At 45.1% G+C, this 17,324-nt stretch carries 15 protein-coding genes; 1 reads left to right on the top strand and 14 read right to left on the bottom strand.

The features are described from left to right. The first annotated feature begins 74 nt into the window (after window positions 1-74). Window positions 75-1,109 (top strand): LacI family DNA-binding transcriptional regulator, encoded by a 1,035-nt coding sequence (locus MHB56_RS22825; protein ID WP_076126431.1) that lies wholly within the window; start codon window positions 75-77, stop codon window positions 1,107-1,109. A 136-nt stretch (window positions 1,110-1,245) separates the two neighbouring features. Here the strand turns inward: MHB56_RS22825 and glnA are convergent, their stop codons facing one another. The 14 genes from glnA to MHB56_RS22755 all read right to left on the bottom strand — a co-directional run bounded on the left by glnA (window position 1,246) and on the right by MHB56_RS22755 (window position 17,249). Continuing rightward, window positions 1,246-2,670: a type I glutamate--ammonia ligase gene (gene glnA / locus MHB56_RS22820; RefSeq protein WP_036684454.1), complete on the bottom strand. Its 1,425-nt coding sequence runs from the start codon at window positions 2,668-2,670 to the stop codon at window positions 1,246-1,248. Window positions 2,671-2,953: 283 nt separating this feature from the next. Further along, entirely contained in the window at window positions 2,954-4,000 is a 1,047-nt protein-coding gene (gene aroF, locus MHB56_RS22815; protein ID WP_076192813.1) for a 3-deoxy-7-phosphoheptulonate synthase, read from the bottom strand. Window positions 4,001-4,263: 263 nt separating this feature from the next. Then, on the bottom strand, window positions 4,264-5,220 hold the full coding sequence (locus MHB56_RS22810) for a 4-hydroxy-3-methylbut-2-enyl diphosphate reductase (protein WP_076126427.1): 957 nt from the start codon (window positions 5,218-5,220) through the stop codon (window positions 4,264-4,266). Window positions 5,221-5,279: 59 nt separating this feature from the next. Next, a complete protein-coding gene (locus tag MHB56_RS22805) occupies window positions 5,280-6,746 on the bottom strand; it encodes a sensor histidine kinase (RefSeq protein WP_076126425.1) in 1,467 nt (488 codons plus the stop codon). Window position 6,747: 1 nt separating this feature from the next. Further along, a complete protein-coding gene (locus MHB56_RS22800) occupies window positions 6,748-7,437 on the bottom strand; it encodes a response regulator transcription factor (protein WP_076126423.1) in 690 nt (229 codons plus the stop codon). A 105-nt stretch (window positions 7,438-7,542) separates the two neighbouring features. After that, a complete protein-coding gene (locus MHB56_RS22795) occupies window positions 7,543-9,216 on the bottom strand; it encodes a S1C family serine protease (protein ID WP_248547671.1) in 1,674 nt (557 codons plus the stop codon). Between the two features lie 236 nt (window positions 9,217-9,452). Next, entirely contained in the window at window positions 9,453-10,106 is a 654-nt protein-coding gene (locus MHB56_RS22790) for a response regulator (RefSeq protein ID WP_036684464.1), read from the bottom strand. Between the two features lie 3 nt (window positions 10,107-10,109). Next, on the bottom strand, window positions 10,110-11,186 hold the full coding sequence (locus MHB56_RS22785; RefSeq protein WP_076126420.1) for a HAMP domain-containing sensor histidine kinase: 1,077 nt from the start codon (window positions 11,184-11,186) through the stop codon (window positions 10,110-10,112). Beyond that, window positions 11,187-12,266, bottom strand: coding sequence for a cell wall-active antibiotics response protein LiaF (liaF, locus tag MHB56_RS22780; RefSeq protein ID WP_305954112.1), 1,080 nt, complete (start codon window positions 12,264-12,266; stop codon window positions 11,187-11,189). A 236-nt stretch (window positions 12,267-12,502) separates the two neighbouring features. After that, window positions 12,503-12,646, bottom strand: coding sequence for a hypothetical protein (locus MHB56_RS22775; RefSeq protein ID WP_156113077.1), 144 nt, complete (start codon window positions 12,644-12,646; stop codon window positions 12,503-12,505). A gap of 146 nt (window positions 12,647-12,792) precedes the next feature. Then, the gene (locus MHB56_RS22770; RefSeq protein ID WP_175617330.1) at window positions 12,793-13,392 is read right to left on the bottom strand and encodes a 3D domain-containing protein; all 600 of its coding nucleotides are present in this window, start codon (window positions 13,390-13,392) and stop codon (window positions 12,793-12,795) included. 385 nt (window positions 13,393-13,777) lie between these two features. Further along, on the bottom strand, window positions 13,778-15,718 hold the full coding sequence (thrS, locus tag MHB56_RS22765; RefSeq protein ID WP_076135889.1) for a threonine--tRNA ligase: 1,941 nt from the start codon (window positions 15,716-15,718) through the stop codon (window positions 13,778-13,780). A 506-nt stretch (window positions 15,719-16,224) separates the two neighbouring features. Next, window positions 16,225-16,395, bottom strand: a complete 171-nt coding sequence (locus tag MHB56_RS22760) for a toxin-antitoxin system HicB family antitoxin (protein WP_036684471.1) — start codon at window positions 16,393-16,395, stop codon at window positions 16,225-16,227. A gap of 11 nt (window positions 16,396-16,406) precedes the next feature. Continuing rightward, window positions 16,407-17,249: an SPFH domain-containing protein gene (locus MHB56_RS22755; protein WP_036684473.1), complete on the bottom strand. Its 843-nt coding sequence runs from the start codon at window positions 17,247-17,249 to the stop codon at window positions 16,407-16,409. Window positions 17,250-17,324 lie beyond the last annotated feature (75 nt).

Raw genomic sequence — 17,324 nt, 5'->3', positions numbered from 1 at the left:
GTCATAAAAAAATAGCCTTGAGTAGATTTTAAACATATATTACGGAACATTTTTCACTATAAGGGGGACTTAATTTGGCCTACAGCATCAAAGATATAGCGAAAATTGCTGGAGTTTCTGTTTCGACAGTATCCAAAATCATTAATAACTACAGTGATATTTCGGAAGATACCAAGACAAGGGTTCAACAAATTATAAAAGAAACTGGATATACCCCCTCCAATTCAGCTAAAACATTGGCTACGAAATCATCCAATCTAATCGGAGTGATTTTTGCCGGAATGCTGAATGTCGACTTTACCCACCCTTTTTTCATCGAGGTGCTAAATTCATTCAAAAAACAAATGGGACTACTAGGTTACGACCTTATCTTTTTTTCCAATGAAAAATTCCAAAGTGGCGATACTAACGATTATCTTGCCCGTTGCCAGCATTTTAATGTAGATGGGTGTGTGCTTCTATCCGGACAGGAGCTAGAAACCTCCATCAGCGAATTAGACAACAGTACAATTCCGTGTATCGGCGTAGATTTAAAGCTGACCGGTGACAACTCTGGTTTTATCATGTCGGATAATTTCAAAATGTCCTCCAAAGTGGTGGAACACTTTTACTTACTGGGCTATCGAGAGCTTGGCTACATCGGCAGTTCCTCAGATTCAGACATCTCCAATATGCGCGAAAGTGGTTATCGCAAAGCTCTTGAAGATTTAGGACTGCCTATTAACGAGAATTGGTTCTTAAACGGAAGTAACTTCTTTGAGGCCAGCGGGTATGAGACGATGCGTAGAATGATTGAGAATGGAAATTTACCTAGAGCGATCTTCGCGGCGTCCGATCAGCTTGCTATAGGGGCGATGCGTGCTCTTAAAGAGGCTTCTATCGCCGTTCCTGAAACTGTCGCAATTATTGGCTGTGATGATATCGAGGCCTGCAATTATACAACCCCCCTATTGACTACCATCCGCCAAAATAAAGATAAGATCGGCCGCCTAGCAGCGCTAATGCTATATGATCTAATAAACAACCAATCCGGCACGAGTTCTTTCAGCGTGGAGCCAGAGCTTATCATTAGAGAGTCCTGCGGCGCTCCTGAACGGGGGCTAGTGTAGTCTTTCTTAGCATAAAGTCATAGGGCACAGTAAAATCCATTACTTTTCCTGATTCATAAAAAAGAAGCTGCCCCAAGTAGAATTCACTACTTTTGAGACAGCTTCTTTTATTATAAAGATTATAATAGCAGGAATCTTATAGATCGAAGTACAAGGCGTATTCATGTGGATGAACACGAATGGCAACCTCTTGTGCTTCAGAACGTTTCAGAGCAATATAGTTATCGATGAAGTCCTTAGTAAATACGTCGCCTTCTGTTAGGAACTCGTAATCAGCTTCCAAAGAATCAAGCGCTTCGCTCAGGCTGCCTGGAACGCTGCGGATTTTTTCTTTATCTGCATCAGACAATTCATAGATGTTCTTATCCAGAGGACCATAACCCAGTTCTTGCGGGTTGATCTTGTTCTTGATTCCGTCCAGACCTGCCATCAGCATTGCGGAGAATGCCAAGTAAGGGTTAGCTGTGGAATCCGGTGTGCGGAATTCGATACGACAGCCTTTTGGTGTCACAGCTGCTACCGGGATACGAACTGCTGCAGAACGATTTCCTTTGGAGTAAACCAAGTTAACCGGTGCTTCGTAGCCAGGAACCAGACGTTTAAAGGAGTTGGTGCTTGGGTTAGTCAAAGCGATCAATGCTGGTGCATGGTACAAAATACCACCGATATAATGAAGAGCCATTTCGCTCAGGTTAGCATAAGCGCCTTTTTCGTAGAACAAAGGAGTGTCTCCGTCAAAGATGGATTGATGCACGTGCATTCCGCTACCGTTATCACCGAACAGCGGTTTTGGCATGAAGGTTGCTACCTTGCCATACTGACGTGCAGTGTTTTGTACAATATATTTATAAGTCATGAGATTATCAGCAGTTTTCTTCAAGGTATCAAAACGGAAGTTAATTTCCGCTTGACCTGCAGTGGCTACTTCATGGTGATGACGTTCAATGCGTAGTCCAACTTCAGCGAGCAGACGGCACATTTCACTGCGGATATCCTGTTGGGAGTCAACTGGTGCTACAGGAACATATCCACCTTTAACGCCAACTTTAAATGCCAAGTTGCCGCCCTCTTCTTTACGACCCGTATTCCAAGCCGCTTCTTCAGAATCTACGAAGAATGAGGATCTGTTCATGCCACTTTCGTAACGAACATCGTCAAAGATAAAGAATTCTGATTCCGGCGCGAAGAATGCAGATGTACCTACTCCGCTTTTTTGCAGGAATTCTTCTGCTTTCACAGCAATACCGCGAGGATCGCGCTCATAACGTTCGCCATCAGGAGTGAAAATGTCGCACATCACGTTCAGCGTTGGATGAGCTGTAAACGGATCTATGAATACACTATTCGGATCAGGCATCATAACCATGTCTGATTCTTCAATACCACGGAAACCTTTGATGGAAGAACCGTCGAATGCTACCCCATTTACAAAAGTTTCATCTTCCACTTCAGAAGCTGGCAGAGAGATGTGGTGGGCACGACCACCTAAATCTACGAATCGAAAATCTACCCACTCGATATTGTTCTCTTTAATTGTTTGCAACACTTTTTCAACCGACATGAATTTTTCCTCCCCCAAGTTCCGAACATTAGGCCGCTCACAGTATGCAAATGTTCTTGTTTTAATTTTTTTTGCTGTCGTAATTATAAATCTCATACCTAACATCGTCAATGCTTATGTCAGGTATTTCTTTCAGCAATGTAAGATATTCTAACGCTTTCGTGAAATCTGTTATTTTCGCATATTTCCATGTCACATTTATTTTATCCAACTCCAAAAAAACCCTCTTTTCCCACTAGGTCGCGGGTTAAGAGGGCTTCCGAGGAAGCTATTAGATTAAATTTTATAGGACCGAAACCGTTTCTGGCGAAGTTGAAAACTTACGTCCAACAATTGGAGCCAGCTTTTCCAGATCCTTAAGCAGGTTATCAAACTGATCAGGGAATAACGATTGAACACCATCACCTGTCATGGAATTGTCCGGATCTGTGTGCATTTCAATAATTAGACCATTTGCGCCAGCAGCAACAGAAGCTTTGGCCATAGGCTCAACTAACTCACGACGACCGGTTCCGTGACTTGGATCAGAGATTACTGGAAGATGGCTTAAGCTTTGTAGCACAGGAATAGCCGATAGATCCAGCGTGTTACGAGTGTAGGTCTCAAATGTGCGAATCCCGCGCTCACAGAGCATTACATCCTTATTACCGCCTGCCAAAATGTACTCCGCTGCATTGAGCAACTCATCGTAGGTCGCACTGAAGCCACGTTTTAGAAGAACAGGTCTGCCACAGGTCCCCAGCTTGCGCAGCAAATCAAAGTTCTGCATATTCCGTGTACCCACCTGCAGAATATCCGCATGCTCCGCACAGATATCAACATACTCTGGTGTCATAACCTCTGTAATGGTCAACAGCCCATGACGCTTTCCTGCTTCAGCCATCATAGTCAAACCTTCCACACCTACGCCTTGGAAGCTGTACGGTCCTGTACGGGGCTTAAACGCGCCTCCACGAAGTACCTGAGCACCAGACGCTTTAACAAGCCGGGCGATCTCATCAATCTGCTCTGGAGACTCAACGGCGCAAGGTCCGCCCATGATCACCAGGTTTTCTCCACCAATCTTCACACCCTTGATATCAATAATCGTATCCTCAGGATGGAAATCCCGGCTGGCCAGCTTGTAGGATTTGGAGATCTTCACGACGTTCTCTACACCCTTCATTTGCCGCAAATGCTCGGCGAGCTTAGGAGTGACGCCTCCCACTAAACCTATCACCGTGTGATCTGCTCCTCTGGAGAGATGCACCTGCAAACCTTCTTTTTCGATTACGGCAATTATATCTTTAACCTGCTCTTCCGGTGTTTGATTTGATGTAATGACGATCATATTTATAACTCCCTCTCTACATTTAAAATTTATAATAATTCCGCTAAGTACTATCGCGCTACGACGCGTGTTCGCTTTTAAGCTTTTATGCTTTTAATCACTAAAGCAATTTTACCTCAAAAAACGATTATAGTCAATCTATATTCTAATTCCTATGCCGGAAGCGTTCTTTCGATAAAAAAGAGCACTTAACCTCGACTGACGAAGTTAAGCGCTCTTGTTGCAGCGTTCATAATATATAAGTTCGAGCCTAGCCCATTACATTAAGTAGTACTTGCACTCTTATTCTTAACCGGTGGCAGCAGCTTCGCCATATTCACTGTACGTTTGATCTCCCACGTCTCCGGATTAGCCGAATCATACTGATCTAAGTAGTTAATCACTTCTTTGGTGATAGGTGTAGGTGTGGACGCGCCAGAAGTGACCCCGACGATATTTACACCCTCTAGCCATTCTGTTTGGAGTTCAGACACATCAGAAATACGATGGGCAGGAACCCCAGCGATTTCTTCCGACACCTGTGCCAGACGATTGGAGTTGTTGCTTCGCGGATCACCGACAACAATCACCAGATCACATTGCCCCGCTTGTTCCGCCACAGCCTCTTGACGTACTTGGGTAGCCATACATATCTCATTATGCACTTCAGCACCTGGGAAGGTCTCTAGAAGCTTTTTCATGATGTGTTTAATATCCCACTGGCTCATAGTAGTCTGATTCGTAATGACAATACGTGAAGAAGAGATGGATAACGTAGCAATCTCATCTTCTTTTTCAATCAGATGCACATGCTCAGGGGCAATACCCACAGCACCCTCCGGTTCCGGATGGCCTTTTTTGCCGATATAAATGACCTCATAACCGTCATCTACTTTTTCCTGAATAAGATCATGGGTCTTCGTGACATCAGGACAGGTAGCGTCGACCGTAGTTAGACCCTTGTCTCTAGCCATCTTGCGTACCTCAGGAGAAACCCCGTGTGCAGTGAATATGACGGTCCCACTATCCACTTTATCCAGAATATCCAGACGATTATGTCCGTCCAAAGTAATAATGCCATCATCTTCGAACGAATTCGTGACATGACTGTTATGAACAATCATACCCAGTATATAAATCGGCCGGGGAAGATCGAGATTTTGCGCAGCCTGCCGTGCCATAACCATTGCATCGACAACTCCGTAACAATATCCCCGGGGAGAGATTTTAATGACTTCCATGAGTTCACCAGCTTTCTGCTTTCATTGACATCTGTAATAGGACACTTCTAAATTATACCCTATTCCAGCGGCGGAGCAAAGAGAAGCGGCAACCAGATGACAAAAGTGGTACCCTCACCTTGGCGTGTAACAACCTCCACAGACCCACCATGCTCGTCAATAATCCACTTAGCAATGGATAAGCCAAGCCCAATCCCTTCCGTAATTCCACGCGATTCATCTGCACGATAGAAACGGTCAAAGATATATGGAACCTCATCTTTATCCATACCAATCCCTGTATCTGTGATCCGAATGCCAATCTGATTCTGATAGAAGAGGGTATCCAAACTCACGATGCCTGAAGGCGTGTACTTAAAGGCATTATCAATAAAAATAAAGAGCATTTGCTGTAGATAATCTTTATTCCCAACTATATATTTGCCATTTAAGACTGACATATCACCTGTAACCCACTCGGCTTGACGGGGCAGGAAAGAGGCGCGGCGCGCAATCTCATTCATCATCGGTTCCAGTGCCACGGGCTCTATATCAAAAGTACGTCCAGTATCCGCACGCGCGAGCGAGAGCATATCCGCTACCAAGCGGCTCATACGCTTAGACTCGTCTGCGATATCCTGCACCGATTCAAGCGATAGCTGGCGAATCTCAGCTTCACTCATCTTCCCTTCTCCGGGTTCCATCTCCCAAACCTTTTGCAGCAGATCAATATTTCCGCGGATCGTAGTGAGCGGTGTCCGAAGCTCGTGTGAAGCATCTGAAACGAAACGGCGCTGAGCCGCATACGAATCCTCCAGCTCTGTGTAGAACCCTTCCATACGCCCAAGCATACTGTTAACGGTCTCAATAAGTCTTCCTATCTCGTCTGGCGGCCCATCGTATTCAATCCGCGAGCTTAAATCATTCCCCGTCTGAATCCCATTCGCAGCTTCAATTACTTTGCCGATTGGACTCATGGATTTGCGCGCAAGGAACAAACCGAAGGTAAATGCCGCGATCAGGGTAGCAAAAGAACCTACGAGTAGTATATTTTTTAAACGCTCCAAGAGCTTGTCTTCCGAATTTGACGGTGTTGCCACCTGTAGAAGGGCCACAGGACTCTTATTCAAGTCATATATCGGTATCTGATAAACCATCAAATGATATCCGCCAAGCGTAGTCTGTTTGAACCCGTGAGCTTTATCAATATCTTCCAGTTTCGGAACATCGAATTGGATATCTAGATAATGCAAGTTCTCTGACTTTTGCAGGTTCTCATTATTATAGATATAGGTTTGCACCAGAATATTAGCTTCCTCCAGTTTGTTGCCGAAGAAGGGGTTTATGCTCACACTTTGCAATGAACCGTCATACGCCCAGTTAGGATTGAGATTGGTTACAAGCTGCTCACCCTGTTTTTGTATACGATCCTTCAAGTCCCCATAAGTATTAAAATAAACAAAACCGTAAATTGCGGCTGATAAGGCCAGCAGCATAACGGCCAAAATCCCTGAATACCAAGCAGTCAGCCGCAATCTTATAGACATGTTAGTTGTCACCTCTTAGAATGTAACCGGCACCCCGGATCGTTTGAATGAGGCGTTTACCGCCATGCTCCTCCGTCTTTTGACGTAGCATAGCTATGTATACCTCAAGCACATTAGATTCACCGCTATAATCATAACCCCATATTTTATCCATGATCAGATCCCGTGAAAGCACACGTTTCGGATTTTGCATAAAAAGATGAAGCAGCTCAAATTCCTTCGCTGTTAGCTCCAGTCTTTTACCGGCGCGGGTAACCTCACGTGAATCCACATCCAGCGTAATATCTTCATAAGAAACCGCTTGCTCTCCACCTTCGTTTTGCTCACTCTTACGCCGAAGCAGCGCACGTACACGTGCAAGCAGTTCTTCCAGCGCGAAAGGTTTAACCAGATAATCGTCCGCACCCAGATCAAGCCCTTTTACACGGTGCTCAATTTCATCCTTCGCGGTAAGCATGAGAACAGGAACATTACTGCCCCCTTCCCGCAAGCGGCGACATACTTCAAAACCATCCACCTGAGGCATCATTACATCCAAAATTACCACATCCGGATCACTGCTCAAGATTGCCCGTAATCCATCCGCTCCATTCACCGCTGTTTTCACATCGTAACCTTCAAAAGCTAAACCTCTACGCAGCATAGAAATAATCTTTTCGTCATCATCAATAATTAGAATATTCGGTCGCATCAAGCAGCCCCCATTGTTCAGTTCTTTTTATATATTGTAGCAGTTTACATCACAATTAGACAAAAACGGAAGGGTCGCCCCTTCCGTGTGACTTACCGTCCGGTATTATTGCTGCTGACTTTGTTGTGTAGTCGTTGTATCAAAATCATTTTTGTTACCGATGGTAACTGAGAGATCCATTGTTTTACCGTCGCGCACAACATTTAATGTTACTTTATCACCAACTTTTAACGTTTGAATGAAAGTAATCAGATCTTGGTTGGTTGCATACTTCGTTCCATTCGCACCGGTAATGATATCGTAAGGGCGCAGGTCAGCGGTATACGCTGGGGATTTATAGATGATATCTGCAACCACAGAACCTTCTTTAATATCCGTACCCATTTGCTTAGCAACCTCATCTGTAATCGTCATAAGAGTTGCACCAATGAAAGGTACCGGCTCTTTCGGAATGGCTTGGTTGGCTTCCAGTTTATCTACGACTTCTTTAATCGTATTCACAGCGATTGCGAAACCAATACCTTGAGAATCCGTGCTGACGGCTACGTTCATCCCAATTACCTGCCCATTCATGTTGAGCAACGGCCCACCTGAGTTACCCGGGTTGATAGAAGCGTCGGTTTGCAGCAGGTTTTTGTAATTACGTGTTCCACTGCCATCTTCTTCGTTAATATCAATACTGCGTCCTTTTGCACTAAGAACACCGGAAGTTACAGTATGGTCGAAGCCTTGCGGGTTACCGATAGCAACCACTTCTGAACCTACCTTTATGCTATCCGAATCTCCCAGTGCTACTGTAGGGAAATCACTATCTCCTTCAATTTTAAGCACAGCCAAATCCAGATCTTTGCTAGAACCTAGCAGCTTCGCTTCATAAGGCTTGGTTACTCCATCCACGGTGACTTGGATTACATCGGCATTGTCAATTACGTGCTGGTTGGTCAAAATATAGCCGGATTTCTCATAAATGAAGCCTGTTCCAATTCCATAAGGGATAAGCTGTGATGAAGAATCCGAGCCTGATTTGGAATCCTGTTCATTTTGGGAAGAACCATTTCCACTGTATTGATCCCCGAAGAAAAATTGTGAGAAGGGATCACTCAGATTCGGGCTGGATGAGCTTCCATTACGCGAATTAGATTTAACTAGTGTCTCAATCTTAACAACTGCTGGTCCCACCGCATCAACAACACCTGTCACATCACGAGATCCAGTCACCAAGGATGTAGTAGAAGTAGAAGGCGCAACACCTGCACTTTCGCCCGTTGTCTTCGCCGTTCCATTCGTTCCGGAGCTAGCAACCGTTGTAGCTGTATCTCCCGTAAACCAGTTACCTCTGTCTGCCATATACATTGAGCCCGAGAGAACGACCATACCGGCTAGGAATGATATCAGCACTGTTTTTAACGAGCTTTTTGGTTTTTTATTATATTGCCAGCCACCGCCACCTTCAGAACCGCCACCGCCATTTCCTCCGCGGCCACCACCATTGCCATCATAGCCAGTGGTGCGAAGCGATGTGTTATAAGGTAATGGCTTTACAGGCTGTGGAGGTGTAACCTCGACACGTTCTGGCTCCATCCGATTGTAGTGCTGTGCGCCACCGTCAGCGTTATTCTCATCTTTGTTCAAAGATTTAAAAGGTCCGTAAGAATAGTAGTATGATGATGATCCTGCTTCAGATGAATTATTATTATTGCTGCTATTGTTATTATTGTCCCATTCCCGATCTGGTGCTGGTCCATTGTCGCGATTGAAGTTGTTTTTGTTATCGTCCATGTTTATCTTTCCTCCTGCTTCCTGTCGCCGTGACAAGGATTAATTTGTTTTCATGTTCTTATTTTGTACTTTAAACCTTAAGGTCACATTAAAAACAATTTAAGCGCAGATAAAAGATATAGGCAAATGGGAGGAGATTAGGCAGGAAAGTAAAAAAAGAAGCTCGGGCGCGAAAAACATCGCGGCCCGAGCTTCTAAAACCATTTCAAATAGTAATGCACCTTAGTCTACAAGTCCTACCCCTGAGCCCAGCCCTTCCGATGAGCGTAAATAGCCAACTGGGTACGGTCATCAAGCTCGCATTTCATCAAAAGATTGCTGACATGCGTCTTCACTGTCTTGATGCTGATATGCAGCTCCTCACCGATATCCTTATTGGTCTTGCCCTCAGCTATAAGCAGCAGGACCTCCTTCTCACGCTCTGTTAAACCGGAGGAATCACCTTGCACGGTGCGCTGGCGAATACCACGGGTCAGCGCCTGTGACACATCACCCGTCATGACTGGCATGCCGCGGTAAGCCCCTTGCAATGCGTAGATTAACTCTTCTGCCGACACTGTTTTGAGCACGTAGCTGACTGCACCAGCCTCTATAGCATCTACAACAAGATCATCCTCCAGGAAGCTGGTGAGGATCACGATTTTGAGGCCAGGAAATTCAGCCAGCACTGCTCTTGTGGTCTCGGCACCATTCATCACTGGCATCATCAAATCCATCAGCACGAGGTCAGGCAGACCTTCATGTCCACCAGCACGCAGCATCTCCAGCGCCTCTTGTCCATTCGCCGCCTCACCGATGACCTCGAATGTAGGCTCCAGCATTAGATAAGTTTTGAGGCCCATCCGTACCATATCATGATCATCTACGAGCAACACTTTTATGACACTCATGCTCTACTCCTCCTCGTCCTGTGTATCTGTTCCTAACGATCTATTCTGCTCTAATTCTGGGTTCCCTTGAACAAACTTAGGAATATGTACACGGATCGTCGTTCCCGCACCCTTGCGGCTAATAATCTCCACTTGCCCACCCAGTTTCTCCGCGCGTTCGCGCATGGTGGTGAGACCGTAGGAGCCTTGTTTTTGCTGCACATGTTCAAAACCTTGACCGTCATCACTGATACTCAGCACAACTTGTCTTGATCCTTCACGCAGCGATAGACTCACCAGTCTAGCCCCGGCATGCTTCACGATATTCGCCATCGCCTCTTGAATAATTAGGAACAGCTGATGTTCGATTGCTTCCGATAACTCGCCCTGAAGTTCGAGCTCCTTCATTCCTTTTAAGCCATTCTGGCGGCAATAATCGGGAAACCATTTTTCCAGCGCCTCGAACAGATTTCGACCTTCCAGCTCCACCGGACGCAGTTGTGCAATTAATGCTCTCATTTGTTTTTGTGCCATCTGAGACATTGTAATCAACTGGTCCATGACCATTTGACCTTGAGCTTCATTGACCTTCAGCACTTTAGGCAGCGAAGAAGCCGACATATGGATGGCAAAAAGCTGTTGGCTCACCGTATCATGCAGATCCCGGGCCATACGCCTTCTTTCCTCCAACACCGCACTCTCCGCTGCCTGTTCCTTCTCAATAACCTCTTGTTCACCCAATCGCTGTAGCAGCTGCATCTTATTCTCGACCGTATCCATCATGACATTAAACTCGTGATACACTCGGGCAAAAGACTGATCGTCACTTTCTGGCATCCGTACGGACAGATTTCCTTTGGCGACCTGCAGCATATTCAGATCCAGATGATCAATCCGGCGCTGAATCCGCTGGCCTGCCATATAGCCGATAACTACAGTGAACAACACAATCCCGAGACATAAGTACAGCCACATCCGATAATCCTTCACTTCGATATAACCAAGGCAAGTGCCTGCATACATCAATCCTGCACTTACCGCTCCAGTGAGCAAAAAGTAAAACAACAGCAACCATTTGGTATTACTGAAGATTGTCCCCATCTAACCCACCGTTTTAACTTTAATGTCACCTATAAATGCACTTACATTTATACGGACTTTTTTGCCTGCTTCTTTATAATAAGGAGTCTTGCACTGTACACTGCTCATAAACCCACTGCGAGACTGATCCAGAACTTCCATATCCCCGATAAAAGAACTGCTGTTCACCGAGATGCCAAGATCCATATCATTCGGAATGTACACTTTAATGTCGCCTATAAAAGCGGAAATATTAATCCTCGTTTCGCCATAAGCAATCTGTGCATTCGTCAGATCCAGTACGGTATCGCCGATAAACTGCGAGATATTCGTGTTCTTCAGTTGGAAATGCTCGCGCCCCATGTGGACATCTCCGATAAAAGCAGAGCGATTGGTCGATTCCTTTTGATTATTTGATTCATGGAATTCCTCATGCCATTTACCATGTCTATGTGCATGACGCTCATGACGTTCCTGACGTCTGCGCTCGTGTCGTTCCTGCTTCTCTTGCCAACGTGCTTCAGCGCTGGACTTATAAGATCCTGTTTCGTCCTCATCGTCTTCTTCATCTTTTTGAAGATAGTCCTTCCAGTCGCGTTGACCAGAAGCCTTGCCAAATTTTTGCTCAAATTGTTCATCAAGTGTGGAATCCAGTGGTTTGGGCGGCTCCACATCTAGTGAGCTTTTTCCTGAAGGAAAGTGATCTGGTGGTGACGATGGAGCTGGTGGCACAGGTGGTGGTACTGAACCGCGTGGTTTAAAAATCACATAAAGTCCGCCGCCAATCAACATAACTGGAATGAACATTTTGAAAAAATCCCCGGCTGAAATATCGAACCAATCTAAATTCCGTCCAAGGAAAAACACTCCGATCGCCAGAAAGAAAAAGCCGCCGATAGGTGAAGAACCTTTGGATTGTCCATCCCCTGTACCTAAAAGCCGGTTCATTCCCATTAGGATCAAAATTACCGGCCAATAATTCGAAATCAGGTAACCTAAGCTGAAATCAGTGTAACCTAATTGTCTCAGTAGAAACATAGCTCCAATCCCTATCAGGATCAGGCCGCCTAAAACCTGGCTGGTGAACCTTCTTTTCATCATTCATTTCCCCTTTAAAGTAGTGGAACGCTCTCTTCTTCAATCTTATAGCCTTAGTCTACAGGAATGAAGTACTGAGAAACAGCGGCGAGAGAAGGAACTTCCCCTCGGTCTCTAGACTGAGATGAATGGGATAAAATTCTATTTACTTCATTATATATGAAAAAAGACTGTCCCTCAGTAATTAACTGAATTGGACAGTCTCTTTTTTTCAGCAGTCTTCTGCTTCAGTCAGCGCATTATTGTTGCGGTTTCTGAGCTGGTTTAGAAGTATTTCCACTTTGCTTAGTAGCGCCGTCATTCTCAACAGCAAACTCAGCATTGTATTTTTCATTTGGTGTTTTGTAATTTTCTTGTACTTTAGATTTCTTGTTATTGGCCACGGAATTCACCTCCTTTTCTCTTATGCAGCATAGAATATGCTTACTAAGAGAACATCTCGGAAGAGGCAATTGCTTTGCCCCAGTCCGTATTATGGCAAGGTGATGTCACTATTATGCATGACCAAGTGAAAATAAGTTCAATCCCTTTAAATGGATTCTTCGAGCATGGATTGCGGTACTGCTTTGTAAGTCTCAATCGCTTGGCTCAGCTTCTTCAGCATGACTTCCGTACAAGTCCCGTTACCACGCTTAATGAGTTGAACTACAACTGATTTTTTGCCCCATTCCTTATACACCTGTTTCGTAGTAGCAAAATACAGATCAATCTTCCGCCCTTTAATAGCCGAGCCTGTATCAGCAACTATGGCATATCCATAGCCCGGTATATAAAGAATACTCCCCAGCGGCAAAACCTTAGGGTCCGCAGCAATGGTTGAGACTGTATTTTTGTCTCTGCGCACTTTTACCCCTGAATAGGTAATTCCATATTCGGGATGTTTAGATGTTTTACCTGTAGATTCATAACCCGCAGTATATCCAGTCGCCATCACTTTCATTGAAGTAATGATCTGGTCTTCCGCAGGTGCGGCTACAGGAATAGAATTTGGTAACTGTTTGGAAGATCCGCTGCCACCGTTTGCTTTAGTGGTTGGAGCTTTGGTGCTCTGCGGTGCCTTCGTCGCTGCTGGTTTATTTTTTGTTGTTGCAGGTAATACAGGTGCGACGGAATGCGCCTCGTTTGACATAAGTGTGGCACGGCCAGTCGTAAGAATGACCTTATCATCTGTAGTTCTCATAAACACAGAATTAGCCTTGGTATATTGCAACTCGTTCGATAGCGTTTTGTTAATACCCGTGTGCTGTAAAGTGTCTCCTGTCCCAATGGCCCCTACTGCCTGTTGCTTAGATTCTGGAATGATTCCAGCAGCGGTCAATAGCAAAACGATGGTGACAAAAAGACACCAAAACCTCTGAAATATGCCCATTTTGTTCATGTGAAAAACCTCCCCCTTATTAGCGAAGGTTTCCCGATTCACAAAATTTTATACATGAAGATCAGAAGTTGATCCTCATTGGCATATAACAGAGGTCTTATTTAGACGTAATTTTGGTGTTGTTAATTACAAGAAACTAGGAGATCACACGATCAGCAATTTCCTGAGACAAGAGCTCAATCACTTCTTGAAGCGGCTTAGCTCCAATGTCGCCTTCCCCGCGTTTACGGATGGAAACCGTCTGAGCGTTCATCTCATTCTCGCCAACTACGAACATGTATGGCAGTTTCTCAAGCTGTGCTTCGCGAATCTTATAACCCAGCTTCTCATTGCGGAGATCTGCTTCAGCAGAGATACCACGGCGACGCAGCTTGTCTGTAACTTCCTTGGCATAATCGTCGAACGCTGTCGATACAGGAATTACTTTAACCTGCTGTGGAGATAACCAAAGCGGCAGCGAGCCCGCAAAGTTCTCTAACAGGAAGGCAACGAAACGTTCCATTGTACCCAAGATTCCGCGGTGTAAAACGACTGGACGGTGTTTTTGACCATCATCGCCGATATATTCCAGTTCAAAACGTTCAGGCAGCAAGAAGTCGATTTGTACAGTAGACAGAGTCTCTTCTTTACCTAATACAGTCTTAATTTGCACATCAAGTTTAGGACCATAGAATGCAGCTTCGCCTTCTGCTTCGTAGAACGGCAGTCCAGCTTCCTCTACAACCTCACGCAACATCCGCTGTGCAGTTTCCCACATTTCGTCATTTGCATAATATTTCTCAGTATCCTTAGGATCACGATAGGACAACCGGAAACGGTAGTCATTAATACCAAAGTCACTGTATACCTGTTTAATCAATTCGATTACACGAATGAACTCGCCTTTAATTTGGTCCAGACGGCAGAAAATATGGGAGTCATTAAGAGTCATCGAGCGTACACGGTGTAAGCCAGTCAATGCGCCTGACATTTCATAACGGTGCTGGATACCAAGCTCAGCAATACGGATCGGCAGATCACGGTAGCTGTGCATTGAGCTCTTATAAATCATCATGTGATGCGGGCAGTTCATTGGACGAAGAACAAATTCTTCATTGTCGATAGTCATCTTAGGGAACATGTCCTCTTGATAGTGCTCCCAGTGTCCTGAAGTTTTGTACAGCTCAACATTACCCAGAACTGGTGTGTATACATGCTGATAGCCAAGACTTGCTTCCAGATCTACGATATAACGCTCCAGAATACTGCGCAATTTGGCACCCTTAGGCAACCAGATTGGCAAGCCTTGTCCTACCAATTGATTAAATGTAAAGATTTCAAGCTCTTTACCGAGCTTCCGGTGATCGCGTTTCTTCGCTTCTTCAAGCAGACGAAGATGCTCATCAAGCTGAGCTTTTTTAATCCAAGCTGTGCCGTATACGCGTTGAAGCATCTTATTCTTGCTGTCGCCGCGCCAGTAAGCACCGGCTACATTCATCAATTTAAAGACTTTGATCTTAGCAGTCGACGGCACATGGGGTCCACGGCATAGGTCGAAGAATTCTCCTTGTTCATAGATAGAAATTACGCTATCTTCAGGCAATGCCTCGATCAATTCCAGCTTGTAAGGATCACCTAGCTCACCGAAAATTTCAAGTGCTTCCTTGCGGCTAACTTCTTTGCGCACGATCGGCAGGTTCTCCGAAATTATGCGGTCCATTTCCTTTTCGATTTTGAGCAAATCTTCAGGATTTAGAGGATGTTCCAGATCCATATCGTAGTAGAAGCCATCTTCAATGACCGGACCTACACCAAGCTTAACTTCTTTTGTTCCGAACAAACGTCTAACCGCTTGAGCCATCAAGTGAGCTGTACTGTGGCGCATAACCTCCAGACCTTCAGGTGAATCCAAAGTTACGATCTCTACCAGTGCGCCCTCTTCAAGGGGAGTAGATAAATCTACAACGATACCGTTCAATTTCCCCGCTGCTGCATTTTTGCGCAGGCCACTGCTAATAGAAGCTGCTACATCATCAATACTGCTACCCTCTGCGTATTCACGGACAGAACCGTCCGGAAGCTTAATACTTACTGACATTGCTAATTCCTCCTTCATATAATTAAGCCTAAGGGCCCTTTAACCTTTGCGGAACAATAATATCCACGCACACAAAAAAACGCCCGTCCCGCAAAGGGACGAGCGATTACACCCGTGGTTCCACCCAAATTCGATTCTCTCTAGCCTCCCTTGAATCCTCAAGCGGAGTGAAGATAGAATCCTTCGTAAGCATGGAGTAACGACCATGAACCGGCAGCTCTTACTATCCCATTGCAGGGAATTCAAAACCGCAGCTACAAAGGGGTAAATCGAAAGCAGGATGCCGGAGAAAATTTCAGCCTAAGTTTCCTCTCTCTGAACGGTCCAGAACAATCAACTCATATCTTCGTCAATGCTGTTAACGTGAATTATGGAGTAATTATAAATCTGTCCTCTCTGACAGTCAAGTCAGAAAAGGGTCCAAAATGATAGAAACACAGTCAGAAGACACACATAAGGACTGTTCTTGCAGCCAATACATGGATGCTGAAACAGCCCTTCTATGGTTATTCCTCTCGCCGTTTTTTTTCAGGTAAGCGGCCTGCACGCTTCAAAGACTCACGCAACAAGTATTCGATATGTCCGTTTACGCTGCGAAATTCCTCTCCCGCCCATCGTTCCAGCGCCTCATGTAAATCCGGATCAATCCGCAGTGGAAAGCTTTTCTTGGCCGCCATGATGCACCGCCTTAGTACAACGAGCCGGCGTTAATGACCGGACTCGCTCCGCGCTCCGACACGATCGCAACCATCAGATTATTAATCATCGCCGCTTTGCGTTCCTCATCAAGCTCAACCACGCCACTCTCTTTAAGCTGTTTAATCGCCATATCGACCATGCCCACGGCGCCTTCAACAATGATTTGACGAGCGGACAGAATTGCAGATGCTTGCTGACGTTGCAACATTGTACTGGCAATCTCTGTGGAATAAGCCAAGTGTGTGAGCCGCGCTTCAATGACCTCTACACCAGATATCGACAAACGTTCTTGCAGCTCGGTTGCCAATTCTTTAGCAATCTCATCTGCATTGGCCCGCAGGGACATGCCCGATTCATTGAAGTTATCATACGGGTATTTACTGGCCACATGACGCAGCGCTGTTTCACTTTGAATTTCCACAAACGCCATATATTTATCTACATCAAAAAGCGCTTTTGCAGAGTTAATTACCTTAAATACGATAACTGCAGCAATTTCAATCGGATTACCTTCCACATCATTAACCTTCAGCTTGACACTGTTAAAGTTACGTACGCGGAGGGAAACCGTCTTGCGCAAACTGAACGGAATGACTGCAAACAAGCCACTTGTCACGATAGTCCCTACATATTGCCCGAAAAAGGTAACTACAACCGACTTATTGGGCTGCACAACCGTAACACTTGTACATAATACCCCAGCTACAACGAACAGAATGACTGGCACTGCGACATACTCTTGAACCGCACCATAAATTCCCCCAGCTAAACAAACTGCAATTAAGGCGAGAACCCAAAATCCACTGACAGGACGAAGCGTTTTCTCTTTCATAAAAGCACCCCCACTAGATATTCTTTTGATATGATTATGATATCACTTTTGGATAATAATGTGAATGGGTAAAAA

This window comes from Paenibacillus sp. FSL H8-0315 (assembly GCF_038005365.1).
GTDB lineage: Bacteria > Bacillota > Bacilli > Paenibacillales > Paenibacillaceae > Paenibacillus_AQ > Paenibacillus_AQ odorifer.
Note: the sequence above shows the minus strand (reverse complement) of the source record. Positions and strands in the feature narration are given on the sequence as shown.

Bases quoted from the DNA above. Each gene is read 5' to 3' on its own strand.
- MHB56_RS22785 (WP_076126420.1), bottom strand. From the start codon at position 11,186: ATGGGGACAATCTTCAGTAATACCAAATGGTTGCTGTTGTTTTACTTT.
- MHB56_RS22790 (WP_036684464.1), bottom strand. From the start codon at position 10,106: ATGAGTGTCATAAAAGTGTTGCTCGTAGATGATCATGATATGGTACGG.
- liaF (WP_305954112.1), bottom strand. From the start codon at position 12,266: ATGATGAAAAGAAGGTTCACCAGCCAGGTTTTAGGCGGCCTGATCCTG.
- MHB56_RS22770 (WP_175617330.1), bottom strand. From the start codon at position 13,392: ATGTCAAACGAGGCGCATTCCGTCGCACCTGTATTACCTGCAACAACA.
- thrS (WP_076135889.1), bottom strand. From the start codon at position 15,718: ATGTCAGTAAGTATTAAGCTTCCGGACGGTTCTGTCCGTGAATACGCA.
- aroF (WP_076192813.1), bottom strand. From the start codon at position 4,000: ATGATCGTCATTACATCAAATCAAACACCGGAAGAGCAGGTTAAAGAT.
- glnA (WP_036684454.1), bottom strand. From the start codon at position 2,670: ATGTCGGTTGAAAAAGTGTTGCAAACAATTAAAGAGAACAATATCGAG.
- MHB56_RS22755 (WP_036684473.1), bottom strand. From the start codon at position 17,249: ATGAAAGAGAAAACGCTTCGTCCTGTCAGTGGATTTTGGGTTCTCGCC.
- MHB56_RS22795 (WP_248547671.1), bottom strand. From the start codon at position 9,216: ATGGACGATAACAAAAACAACTTCAATCGCGACAATGGACCAGCACCA.
- MHB56_RS22760 (WP_036684471.1), bottom strand. From the start codon at position 16,395: ATGGCGGCCAAGAAAAGCTTTCCACTGCGGATTGATCCGGATTTACAT.
- MHB56_RS22810 (WP_076126427.1), bottom strand. From the start codon at position 5,220: ATGGAAGTCATTAAAATCTCTCCCCGGGGATATTGTTACGGAGTTGTC.
- MHB56_RS22805 (WP_076126425.1), bottom strand. From the start codon at position 6,746: ATGTCTATAAGATTGCGGCTGACTGCTTGGTATTCAGGGATTTTGGCC.
- MHB56_RS22800 (WP_076126423.1), bottom strand. From the start codon at position 7,437: ATGCGACCGAATATTCTAATTATTGATGATGACGAAAAGATTATTTCT.